The sequence below is a fragment of the Serratia sp. 25CWL12 genome (genome assembly GCF_055790885.1).
Genome location: NZ_CM147698.1, coordinates 477454 through 489840 on the forward strand (window position 1 = coordinate 477454; position 12387 = coordinate 489840).

General features: G+C 49.2%; 10 protein-coding genes. 1 reads left to right on the top strand and 9 read right to left on the bottom strand.

Annotated features, from left to right (window positions below; translation table 11 throughout):
* Positions 1-151: 151 nt before the first annotated feature.
* From ACX9GV_RS02170 to ACX9GV_RS02210, 9 genes are all read right to left on the bottom strand, one after another.
* Positions 152-1168 carry an iron ABC transporter substrate-binding protein gene (locus ACX9GV_RS02170; RefSeq protein WP_473196881.1) on the bottom strand — a complete coding sequence of 339 codons (1017 nt, stop codon included), beginning with the start codon at positions 1166-1168 and terminating at the stop codon, positions 152-154.
* Between the two features lie 380 nt (positions 1169-1548).
* A complete protein-coding gene (locus tag ACX9GV_RS02175; RefSeq protein ID WP_473196882.1) occupies positions 1549-3681 on the bottom strand; it encodes an alkyl/aryl-sulfatase in 2133 nt (710 codons plus the stop codon).
* Between the two features lie 65 nt (positions 3682-3746).
* Positions 3747-4562 carry a hypothetical protein gene (locus ACX9GV_RS02180; protein WP_473196883.1) on the bottom strand — a complete coding sequence of 272 codons (816 nt, stop codon included), beginning with the start codon at positions 4560-4562 and terminating at the stop codon, positions 3747-3749.
* A 667-nt stretch (positions 4563-5229) separates the two neighbouring features.
* Positions 5230-7194: a peptidase U32 family protein gene (locus ACX9GV_RS02185; protein WP_473196884.1), complete on the bottom strand. Its 1965-nt coding sequence runs from the start codon at positions 7192-7194 to the stop codon at positions 5230-5232.
* A gap of 150 nt (positions 7195-7344) precedes the next feature.
* Positions 7345-7773 carry a glutaredoxin-dependent arsenate reductase gene (arsC, locus tag ACX9GV_RS02190; RefSeq protein ID WP_473196885.1) on the bottom strand — a complete coding sequence of 143 codons (429 nt, stop codon included), beginning with the start codon at positions 7771-7773 and terminating at the stop codon, positions 7345-7347.
* Positions 7774-7836: 63 nt separating this feature from the next.
* Positions 7837-9126 (bottom strand): arsenic transporter, encoded by a 1290-nt coding sequence (locus ACX9GV_RS02195; protein ID WP_473196886.1) that lies wholly within the window; start codon positions 9124-9126, stop codon positions 7837-7839.
* A 53-nt stretch (positions 9127-9179) separates the two neighbouring features.
* Positions 9180-10940 carry an arsenical pump-driving ATPase gene (gene arsA, locus ACX9GV_RS02200; RefSeq protein WP_473196887.1) on the bottom strand — a complete coding sequence of 587 codons (1761 nt, stop codon included), beginning with the start codon at positions 10938-10940 and terminating at the stop codon, positions 9180-9182.
* 57 nt (positions 10941-10997) lie between these two features.
* Entirely contained in the window at positions 10998-11360 is a 363-nt protein-coding gene (gene arsD, locus ACX9GV_RS02205; protein WP_473196888.1) for an arsenite efflux transporter metallochaperone ArsD, read from the bottom strand.
* Positions 11361-11450: 90 nt separating this feature from the next.
* The gene (locus tag ACX9GV_RS02210; RefSeq protein ID WP_473196889.1) at positions 11451-11792 is read right to left on the bottom strand and encodes a metalloregulator ArsR/SmtB family transcription factor; all 342 of its coding nucleotides are present in this window, start codon (positions 11790-11792) and stop codon (positions 11451-11453) included.
* Between the two features lie 396 nt (positions 11793-12188).
* Here ACX9GV_RS02210 and tnaC point away from each other — a divergent pair, with 396 nt between their 5' ends.
* Positions 12189-12266, top strand: coding sequence for a tryptophanase leader peptide (tnaC, locus tag ACX9GV_RS02215; RefSeq protein ID WP_072011683.1), 78 nt, complete (start codon positions 12189-12191; stop codon positions 12264-12266).
* The last annotated feature ends 121 nt before the right edge of the window (positions 12267-12387 follow it).

The window sequence follows — 12387 nt, forward strand, 5'->3', positions numbered from 1 at the left end:
GGTATTTGATGACATTACGGTTAAAACACGCTGCACCACAGGGTCTGTGGAGTGGCAGATAGGGATGATTTTTCCACTATCGGCCACTTGATACATTGGGAAATTAACACCTTAAATAGGCAATGTAATGCGCCTGAATGCTTGTTGGTGGTTATAGCAAACCGGCTTCGGTCATTAATTCCACCACTTTCTTGCTGTTCAGATTAGCAGGATCCACCGTGGGTGCGTCCAGATCTTTGAGTGGTGTCAATTTAGGGTTGGATGCTGCTCCTACGCCAACGGCATACTCAAACGCATTATTAGTGCGCAACATCTCTTGCCCTTGTTTACCAGTGATCCATTTTACAAATGCTTGTGCTTGCTCAGGTTGTTTACTGGATGCAAGAACGCCAGCACCAGAAATACTCACGAAAGCGCCAGGGTCCTGGTGTTTAAAGTAATGCACTTTGACATTCTTGCTGTTTTCACCGGTCTTGGCACCATCGACAAATGGATAGTAATGATAGATGACACCACTGTCGATTTGGCCCGCGTTGACGGCTTTCATCACGGTATTATTACCTTTATACGCGGTGAAGTTGGTTTTCATCGCCTTTAGCCATTCTCGGGTGGCTTCTTCCCCTTTTAAGTCGAGCAATGCACTGACGATCGCCTGGAAATCTGCACCAGAAGGGGAGGCGGCCCAGCGGCCTTTCCATTCAGGTTTGGCTAAGTCCATCAATGAGGCTGGTAACTCGCTGCTGTTGATCTTGGCCGGGTTATAAACAAACACCGTAGAGCGGGCAGCAATGCCGATCCAGTGACCATGATCTGGGCGATATTGTGATTCAACCTGTGCCAATGTGGTGGCATCAAGTGGTGCAAACAGTTTGGCATTATCTACCAACACCATGGCGGGGGAGTTTTCAGTCAAGAACACGTCTGCTGGCGAGGCTTTACCCTCTTGAACGAGTTGATTACCTAACTCGCTGTCACCGCCGTTACGCAATGTGACCGGAATACCGGTTTCTTGGGTAAAGGCATCTACCCAGGACTTAACCATACTTTCGTGCTGGGCGTTATACACCACGATCCCTGGATTTTTTGCTTCAGCATAGGCAGAGAATGCCGATATTGTCGAGCAAGCGAAGAGAGTTAAAGCCTTCAGAGCGGTGAAACGCGACTTCATATCGTGATCCTTTTAGTGTTCATGGATGAAGGAGGTGAATCGCTAAAAGCGCAGACTTGACAATTGTATCTAAAATTATCACGAATGATAGTGAAAACTATTCGCATTACACTTTTTTTGCGTTAGATCAATAAAACGTTTTTCTGGGGCGTTGACGAGGCGTGTTACTGGGGAGGACCTGGTTTTAGCTAACGCAGGGGGCATGAGCGGCTGGTGAGCACAAAAGCGTGTGACGGAAAGGCTAATCTTCAGACTGCTAATGAGGGGCTGATTATCTGTAACTTGCTTGCATTAGTTAGAGTATAAAGGCCGTAATCTCTTCCGAGATTACGGCCTGTTAAATACAATTAGGATCGTTCAACCGGTCCTAAACGGAGAGATTAATCTTCACCCGCTTCATAGAGAACGTATTCAAACGGATTATTGCTGTTATCCCCAGGCGTTTTACTGCTTACATTCGACGCTGGCGTTGGACGAGCATTGACCGTACCCGGGATAATTTCAAAGTCCGGCGTGAATCTGGTCAAGGTGGTTTTCAGCTTGCTATAGGCTGAACGATCCCCCTCCATCTTCACTTTCCCTTCTTTTTCCAGTGCTTCAAATGTGGTCGCGCCCATCATGACGTTGTCCAGATCGGTACGATTAAGGGTAATAGTTAAAGTCGGATTTTTGGCCTGATAATCGGCAATGTTGGTCAAGGTTGCATTACTCATCTCTATCAAGTAACGCTCCTTGTTATCCGGTGTGACCAGATTAATGGTAAAGCCCATGCCCTCGGCCTTTTTGCTGTCCATACTGATCCCAAGGAAATCCAGCCATAATGAGGTTGGCATCGCGCGAATAACATCAGGGCCTGTTGTTCTCGGTGGTAGAGCTTGCGGAATACCGGTGCGTAACTCATAAGCGCCTTGCAAGAAGCTGTTACGCAAACTGGTACTTTCTTTCTGGTAACCCAGTTGTTCGTAAGCATCAGCCAGCAAATTACGCGCATCCTGATTTTTCGGTTCGGCGTAAACCAGTTTGTTGAGGATTTCTGTGGTTTCCAGATATTTGCCTTGTGCATTAAGCTCCTTGCCCTTGGCCATGATCTTTGCCGCTCCACCCATCATTTCGACATACAAAGGTGCCGACTCACGTGGTGACAGCGGGGTCAAAGTGGCTGGGTTACCATCCCAATAACCAATAAAGCGGTTGATGATGGCTCGGGAGTTATGTGCTTCTGAACCGTGGTAGCTGCGAGCGGCCCATTGGCGTTGCAAACTAGGGGGCGCTTGGTAGACATTTTGAATTTCGTTGATAGTCACGCCTTGGTTGGCGTAATGCAGTACCTGGTTATTCATGTTGGCGTACAGATCACGCTGGGCACGCAACACTTCTTTAATGCGATCATTCCCCCAACGCGGCCAGCTGTGTGAGGCAAACATCACCTGTGCATCATCACCAAATTTGTGTAGGGCCATATTAATCTGTTTTGACCAGTTGAGGGCATTACGCACTGGCGCGCCACGTAAGGTATAAATGTTGTGGATAGTCCCCGTGACATTCTCTGCTGCCCAGAACGCTTTAAACTGCGGGAAGTAGGTGTTCATTTCTACGGGGGCTTCGGTATCTGGCGTGTTCTGGAAGACCATTTTGACGCCGTCGATGGTGATCTCTTCAAAGTCGTTCTTGATAAAACGGTTCGGCACCAGCAGGCCGGTGTTACCGACAGCCACATTCTTACCGATCGCCTGGTCCACATGACCAAACGGGCTGCGATCTAACAAGACCGCATATTGATACTGGAACCGGCGGGCCATGGCGTTACCGGCAAACACGTTCTCGGAAATAGCCGCCTCTACAAAGCCTTCTGGCGCAATCAGCGGTATTTTACCGCTGGTGACATCAGCCTCACTCACGACACCACGAACCCCACCAAAGTGGTCTCCGTGGGAGTGAGAAATCACAACGCCCACCACGGGGCGCTTACCCAGTTTTTCATTAACAAATGCCAGACCTGCCGCCGCAGTTTCACGGGTGGTTAGTGGATCAAAAATGATCCAACCGGTATCACCTTTAATAAAAGTCATGTTGGCGAGGTCAAAACCGCGAACTTGGTAGATACGATCCGGTACCACTTCATACAGGCCATAAGCCATATTTAGTATTGCTTGACGCTGTAGAGAGGGGTTGATACTGGTGAAATCCTTACCTTGCAGCAGGAATTCATAGCTGCCCATATCCCAAGCGACATTGCCTGCATCTGCCATGATCTTGGTAAAGGTGGGTTTAGCGATAAAGCCCTTTTGTGACTCTTCAAAATCACGAGTATCTTCAAAAGGTAATGATTTTTTTGCCTGGTTGTACAGGTCAACAGTAAATTGGGACGGTAGTTTGCCTTGGGGATGGAAATGCACATCGGGGTTGGTGGTCCGGATATTGGTACTGCCCCCGTCGCCAGCTGCATAAGCGAGGTTGAAGGTATTAGCCGCGATGATGATGGCGGTAAACTGTGCAATCTTACTTAATTTCATAGAGTGATCCTTAAAAACGATTTAATCATTGTGATGTTATTTTTAACTGACGCAGCGCTCAGGTTTTACCAGGCAATACCGACCCCGGTATAAAATCCTGATGTTGCTACATCATAAATAAAACCGTCATTCTGATAATTGATAGCGACATAGCGATAACCTAGCTTACCAATCACGTCAGGACGAAAGGCATAGTTCACCCCACCAAGGAGTTGCCATGTCAAGTTTGATCCTGAACTGGCCCCCCCGATGTCGGCATAGCCAACAACACTCCATTGCTGATCGAAACGATGTGTAACCCGAACCCCTGCGTAGGGATCAACCCAACTTTTGCGTTCTGAAAAATTCCGGGAAATAGAGGCACCAGGGAGCAGTGGTGATGCAAGTTGCGCGTCTATATCCCAACTGACGATGTTATAGCGCAGCCCTGCCAGCGCATCCACGGTAGTTTGACCCTCGATGGCTCGGTAATAACCGGCAGCAGAGTACTGCTGCTGAGTCACGTTACCGTCTGCGGACAGGCTGATCAGGCCATTAGGGCCAGAAATGCCGGCATTGTCAGAGACTCTAAGATAAATACCATCCAGTAATAAGCCCCAGCGGTTATAGCGCGCTTCAAAAGCCGCCATTCCACCGATATCCATACGATCCCAAATGTCAGAAAAGCTCTGATCGAATGACTGCCCGTCGCCAGGGCCTCTCTCTACACCGAGGGTGCCACTTTGACCAGTAGCCCATATATAAGGTGTAAATTCAAAGTGCCATTGATCGGCATTGACATCGTTTACTGCGGCTTGAGTGAGAGGGACGAATGAAGAAGAGAGTCCTAAAATCAACGTGAAGCAAGCTATCCTTTGCCGACAATTATCTTTATTACTCATCAGACTTTTCCTGTTTAAAAAATGCCCAGAATAAAAAGGCACAATATATTCAAGGGATTGTTTGAGGTGAGAATAGGTAACCCGTACAATCCTCGATATCACCGTGATACTTTTTGCTGGCTGGCTCGGTTGGATATATTCTTGGATTAGTATAGCGTTCTGAAATGGTTTTTGCGTAACTCTAACCCCTGCTCCCATAGCAGCGATCTGATTGTCATGAGGATGTTCTAGGCGATGTGCCTGTGCTGTTTCGACGATAGGTACCAAGATCTGTATTATCCTCTTTCCCATGGTACTTTGGGTATCAAGGCTATCAGCCAGAAACTGAACGACTTATAGTCGTAAATACGAGGGCTCATCTTTAATGTCATATAGATCTCATAAGTCGCAATTGCTGATCTTGATGCTTAGTCCCTTTTTAACGGCCCAGAAGTCTACCTTGTTTGAGATGATTAAAAAGAGACATAAATCATATTTATGCAATGGACCTTGGGTAATATCTCTTATGAATGAGTTGGGCTGGAGGTACAGTGCGGTTTTTTCGGGTTTTCATGGCGGAGACGCAGTAGTTTGACTAACAGGCATGCCTTGCAAGGTTATTCGGCAAATATCGTCATTGGAGACGATCAGTTTGCGGTATCAACACCTTGAAAGGCAGCCGTTGAGTTTATCCATTCTTACGCGGCGGTAGGGTTTTCCGCAGATCTTCCGGGCTAATTGACGCGACGATATTCCCGGGCGGCGGCATTTTGAGAATGTGGCTTTTGATTTTACCCATTACGTGCATTTCACACGGCTTGCAGTTAAAACGCAGTGTCAACACTTCATTGCCATGTACCAATTGCATCGGAGTTGCCTGCCAGCTTTTGATATTCCCTTTTGCCTGTTTCGGACAGAGGTTAAAGGCAAAGCGCAGGCAGTGTTTGGTGATCATCACCGGCACATCGCCCTTCTCTTGGTGCGCCTCATAGGCTGCATCAATAAGCTTAACGCCGTAGCGCTGATAAAACTCACGTGCTTTATGGTTATAAACGTTGGCGAGGAAGGTCAGGTGCGTTTCCGGGTAAACGGGCGGCGGTGAGGATACCGGCTTACGGCTACCACGTGGGTAAGCCGCCAAGCGCGCAGCATCAAGCCGTTCGACTGTTTCACGACGCAGTTGATTCAGCTGGCTGTTCGGCACAAACAGCATGTTCGACAGATTGATCACCACATCGCGGGCATAATAAATAGTCTGCCCCAGTTTCGCGATCCCATCCTGCAGGTTATTCCGTGCCTTTTCCGTGTTGGTGGCTTCGGTAAAATGGCTTTCAAGGGTATGGGTGACACTCACGCCATCCTCACTGGTCATGGTGAGGATCAACTGTTCTTGCCAGCCGCTAAGTTCGATATCCACGGCAATGCGGCGCTCGCTGGAGGTTTTCAGTAATGCTTGCTGCCAGTTGTGGTCAAGATTACGGTTAATTATCTGGTGTGGGCGCACGCTATGCAGTTCTGCTGGCATTTCGTTCGGCCAGATGCGATAGCGATTTTCAGCAGTTTTCTCTACTGTATTGACGCGAAAGCCCACCACTTCACGCTTGATCATCACATTAAGCCCATCACCATTGGTCAGCGGCTCAGTGACTGCCACATCCAGATGATCTTTGCTGACCTTCAGCACCTCTCCCACCGGCAGGCCGATAAATTTGGGGGAGTCAAAGGCACCGATATCGCTTTTACGGCCATTGACGAAGTAGTCAGTGCTGCCACGGTGGAAGGTTTTGTCTGTTGAAGGAATAAAGAAGTGTTCGGTACGGCCTGCGGAAGAGCGAGCCAAGTCACTTCTGTCTTCGATGATTGCGTCGAGCATTTGGCGGTAGTGCGCCGTAATGTTCTTCACGTAGCTCATGTCTTTATAGCGGCCTTCGATTTTGAACGAACGCACCCCTGAGTCAATCAGCGCTGCCAGGTTGGTGGTTTGGTCGTTATCTTTCATCGAGAGCAGATGTTTTTCATAAGCCACAACGCGCCCCTGATCGTCTTTCAAGGTAAACGGCAGACGACATGCCTGCGAGCAGTCTCCGCGGTTAGCGCTACGCCCGGTCTGGGCGTGGGAAATATAGCACTGGCCGGAATAAGCCACACATAGGGCACCGTGAATAAAAAACTCAATGGTTGCGTCAGTGGATTTATGGATCTCTTGAATTTGATCAAGAGTCAGTTCCCGCGCTAGCACGATCTGGTTAAAGCCCACGTCGGAGAGGAATTTTGCTTTTTCGATACTACGGATGTCGCACTGAGTACTGGCGTGCAACTCAATCGGCGGCAGGTCCAGTTCCAAAATCCCCATATCTTGCACAATCAGCGCATCTACCCCGTGGTGATAGAGGTCAGTAATCAACTTTTGCGCCGGTTCCAGTTCATCATCATGCAGAATCGTGTTCAGAGTGACGAACACTTTGGCGCCATAGCGATGGGCAAATGGCACCAGTTCTGCGATATCGCGCAGGCTGTTACTGGCATTATGACGGGCACCAAACCCAGGGCCACCAATGTAGACGGCATCCGCACCATGCAAAATTGCTTCGCGAGCGATGGCGGTGTCACGGGCTGGGCTGAGTAGTTCAAGATGATGGTGTTGTCGGCGCATATAATCGTCGTTATCCGTTATGGTCAAAGCAGCGGCTATCAGCGGCTATTGTAATCAGAAGTGAAACTGGACGAAAACATTTTCAATCTGTATGGCGAGAGCGGTACAGGCAATAAAAAGGGAGCCTTCAATGCTCCCCTTGAGGTTAGCTTATTTCTCTACACGTTTCCCTTGTGCATCCACCACGCGTTCGCCATCTTCCTTAGTGAAGGCACCGCGTTGTACATCGGGCAGGATATCCAGCACCAATTCAGAAGGGCGGCACAGTTTAGTTCCCAATGATGTAACCACAATTGGGCGGTTGATCAGGATGGGATGCTGCAGCATAAAATCGATCAACTGGTCATCGCTGAAGTTATCTTCTGCCAGCCCTAGCTGCTCATAAGGCTCAACGTTCTTACGTAATAATGCCAGAACGGTGATCCCCATATCTGCAATCAGTTTCACCAGCACATCGCGGCTGGGGGGTGTTTCCAGGTAGAGAATAACTGTAGGTTCCGTACCACTGTTACGAATTAACTCCAGCGTGTTACGCGATGTTCCACAGGCCGGATTATGATAAATAGTCACATTGCTCATCGTGGTGATCTCTCATTGAAACGCCAACCGCTTATGCCTGCTGGCGTGATTGTTTAAAAACAATTATAGGGAAATAGATAATCGCAGGGCCAATGCCGCCAGCGTGACCAATAGCACCGGGATCGTCATAACAATCCCCACCCGGAAGTAATATCCCCAGGTGATGGTCATATTTTTTTGTGATAGCACATGCAGCCACAGTAAGGTAGCAAGACTACCAATAGGGGTAATTTTCGGCCCTAGATCGCTGCCGATCACGTTGGCATAAATCATTGCCTCTTTAATCACACCGCTGGCCGTGCTGCCATCAATTGACAGCGCCCCCACCAGAACGGTAGGCATATTGTTCATAATGGAAGAGAGGAACGCTGTCAGGAACCCGGTGCCCAGTGTGGCTACCCACAGCCCTTGCTCGGCGAATTGGTTCAGCAACGCAGAAAGGTAATGGGTCAGCCCGGCATTGCGCAGGCCGTAAACCACCAGATACATGCCCAGCGAGAAGACTACGATTTGCCAAGGCGCACCACGCAGTACTTTGCCGGTATTGATGGCATGCCCTTTTTTGGCGACAACGAACAAAATCAGCGCCCCGACGGCAGCGACCAGGCTGACGGGAACACCGAGCGGTTCCAGGGCAAAGAAGCCGACCAACAGCAGAACCAGCACCAGCCAGCCAGTTTTGAAGGTGTTCAGGTCGCGGATGGCCTCTTTCGGCGCTTTTAGCAGCGACAAATCGTAAACGGCGGGTATCTCTTTGCGGAAAAACAGGTGCAGCATCACCAGTGTAGTCGCAATCGCCGCCAGGTTAACTGGCACCATCACCGCCGCGTATTCAGTGAATCCGAGGTTGAAAAAATCCGCCGAGACAATATTCACCAGGTTCGACACGATCAACGGCAAGCTGGCGGTATCGGCAATAAAGCCCGCCGCCATCACAAAGGCCAAGGTCGCGCCACGGCTGAAACCCAGCGCCAGAAGCATGGCTATGACAATCGGCGTGAGGATTAATGCTGCCCCATCGTTGGCGAACAAGGCCGCTACCGCTGCCCCCAGCAGGATGATATAGGTAAACAACAAACGGCCACGGCCATTGCCCCAGCGCGCCACATGCAAGGCCGCCCATTCAAAGAAGCCTGACTCATCCAGTAACAGACTGATGATGATCACCGCAATAAAGGTGGCGGTGGCATTCCAGACAATCTGCCAGACCACCGGAATATCATTGAGATGAACCACGCCAGTCAGTAACGCCAGTACGGCACCCAGTGTAGCGCTCCAACCAATGCCCAACCCTTTGGGTTGCCAGATAACCAATACAATGGTTAAGACAAAAATAGCTCCTGCCAACAACATAACGCCCCCAAAAGGGCAAGGGCGAACCCTTGCCCTGAAAAAATGATCCTGAGTTAAACGCCGTCAGCCAACTGGCTCAGACGGGCAATACCGATTGGCTCCTCTTCCTGCAGAGGAATAAGAGCCAGGCGTGAAGCCAGTGAGTCTCTGACTTTTTTAATCTGTTCAACTTCATGCGATGCACGTAATTGCAACAGCGGTGATGATGTTGTCGCAGCAACCAGGCTGTTATTGATAACCCATGCCCAAGGTTCAATACCTGCCCGGCGCAGGTCTTTCTGTAGGTTGGCGGCTTCCAGCACCGGAGTGGTTTCAGGCAGCGTCACCAATAACACTTTGGTTCGTTTTTTATCCTGCAATTGCATCATCGGGGTCAGGTAATGGCCACTTTCCCCCATACGTTTGGCGACCTCACGGTGGTAGGCACCGGTAGCATCCAACAGTAGCAACGTATGGCCGGTCGGTGCCGTATCCATCACCACAAAGCGCTTGCCTGCTTCCCGTATCACGCGGGAAAAAGCCTGAAATACCGCAATTTCCTCAGTACAGGGGGAGCGGAGATCTTCTTCCAGTAACGCCTTACCTTGTGCATCCAGATCCTTGCCTTTGGTGGATAAAACGTGCTGACGATAACGTTCTGTCTCAGCCAGTGGATCTATCCGGCTAACCATCAGGTTCGGAAGTTGCCCATGCAAGGTGTTCTCGAGATGCGCGGCAGGATCAGACGTGGTCAGGTGGACATCTAGCCCTTTTTCCGCCAGTTTTACTGCAATTGAGGAGGCCAGGGTGGTTTTGCCTACGCCACCTTTCCCCATCAGCATGACTAAACCGTGTTTATCAGCGGCTATTTCCTCAATCAGTGTGGACAGCGTGGGTAACTCGGGTAATGCTTCGGTCATGTGAGGTGTTGACGCTGAACGGGGGACTTTGCTGTTTCCCAACAGTTGGCGTAGCGCATCAGTTCCCACCATATTTACCGGTTGCAACATCAAATCATCTCTGGGCAATGCGCTGAGAACGTCGGGTAACTCACTCAAAGCCTGTTGCTCACGTAGATACAATGCACTGGCTAGTTTGTCTGCCTGAGCTTCAGTTGCGGGCAATATCCCATTGATAACGAGAAACTGGTTACCTAAGCCGACTTGGGCCAGTTCGTGATGGGTTCTGGCGACTTCAGCAAGTGTTGATTTTTGCGCCCTGGCAACCAGTATCAAGCGGGTTCTTGCTGCATCAGATAAGGCCTGTAATGCTTGGGCATAGCGATCACGCTGCTTTTCCAAACCGGCCAACGGGCCCAGGCACGAAGAGCCTTCTGGGTTCTTGTCGATAAAACTGCTCCAGGCACCAGGTAGTTGCAACAAACGAATGGTGTGCCCGGTGGGCGCAGTATCGAAAATGACATGATCAAAATTATTTAGCAGGGCGGCATCAGTCAATAAACCGGTAAACTCATCGAATGCGGCAATTTCAGTGGTACAGGCTCCTGACAATTGCTCTTCGATACTGCGAACCACCTCCTCTGGCAGGAGGCCTTTCACGGGGTCAACAATACGGGAACGGTAAAGTTGAGCCGCCGCCTGAGGATCAATTTCCAGCGCAGATAATCCTGGCACGGTTGTGATTGCGGTAATCTGGTTGCCAATAGACTGATTAAACACTTGGCCGACATTCGATGCCGGATCGGTGCTGACCAGCAAGACGCGTTTACCGGCATCAGCCAAGGTAATCGCACTGGCACAGGAAATGGATGTTTTACCGACACCGCCTTTCCCGGTAAAAAAGAGGAAAACGGGTGGGTTTTGTAAGAATTTCATGGCGTTCCCTCTATGTGTTGATTAACAGCAGGGCGTTGATTAACAGCAAGGCGTTGATTAACAGCAGGACGTGTTACCACCACAGCAGCTTTGGGGTGCGATGCTGGTAATTTCCAGCGGCAGTTTGCACCAGCGAGCCAGGTCAGCACGGGTAGGGTAACGCCCTGCCATAACAAATTCACCATCAAGCAAAATTAACGGCAGTCCTTCAGCCCCAGAATTCTCAAGGAAGTTTTTGACTAGCGCATTGTCGATAAAGGCCATCGGTTGCTGGGCCAGGTTGTAACGAGCAACGGTGACACCACGTTTTTTGAGCCAGTCAACATCAGCAGAGAAGGTGACCAAGGCTTGGTCAACGTCAGTACCGCATACGCCGGTACTGCAGCAGAGTGCCGGGTCATACACTGAGAGTGTTTTCATCTATACCGTCCTTCCGTTATTAAATCAGTTTGTCGTACTACGTTATCAAATGTAAAAAAACAGATATGAAAGAGTCGGTTTTTTAGTACATCAAAGACAGGCAGCCTTGCCGCTCATCGTGCCATTACCTCGTGCAAGCAAAATGATTTGCTCTTGTTGACTGAGGTAGGCTTGCTCAATCACGGCGGCAGCCCAGGCCGGAATATGTGGAGACAGGCGATAGTGGATCCACTTTCCAGCACGGCGATCCAGTAACAGCCCGGACTCTCTTAGCATGGCCAAGTGCCTGGAAATCTTGGGTTGAGACTCATTGAGGGTGTTACAAAGCTCGCAAACACACAGCTCACCAGACTCTCGGAGCAGCAGAATGACATTCAGGCGGGTTTCGTCTGATAGGTTTTTGAAGAGCTGTAATGGGGTAAGTGTGGTCATGGGAGCTCCAAGACGGAATACTGCGGTTATCTTAAGAGTCTTAAAGTCAAAGTCAATAATACATTTGATTATTCATATATGTTATCAAGTGATGGGATCGTAAAGAAACGGGGGTTGGTGTCATAGAGGTCGATGAAAACGGATGAGCTCAATGGCTGCTCGTAACCATCGGTCTATCACTACCGTCAGTGTTCAACTGGTTGATTTTTAACTTCCGTTTTGCCTCGGGGTTGCCAGTATTAGCGGGATGATGTTTGATCTGATCCTACTGGCCGAGAACGATTCGATTTATTCAAAAAAGTAGTTGTGAATCTAATCACATTTACTCGAAATACTCATAGACAAATTAATCCATTGGAATAATGTAATACTACGTTTAATGAGGGCTGATATATTATGATTACCTTAAAAGAGACATATATAACCCCGAAATGGTTTAACATTGACTATATGATCGTCAATCATCGCCCTTGATCTTCCTCGCCCTACCATACAAATATAAGTAAAGATGGATTCGCCGTAATCTGTTTTACTTGTCATGCTACTAATAATTTCAATTTCATGATGGCAGCAGAGAAGTAAACTCTTAATTGGG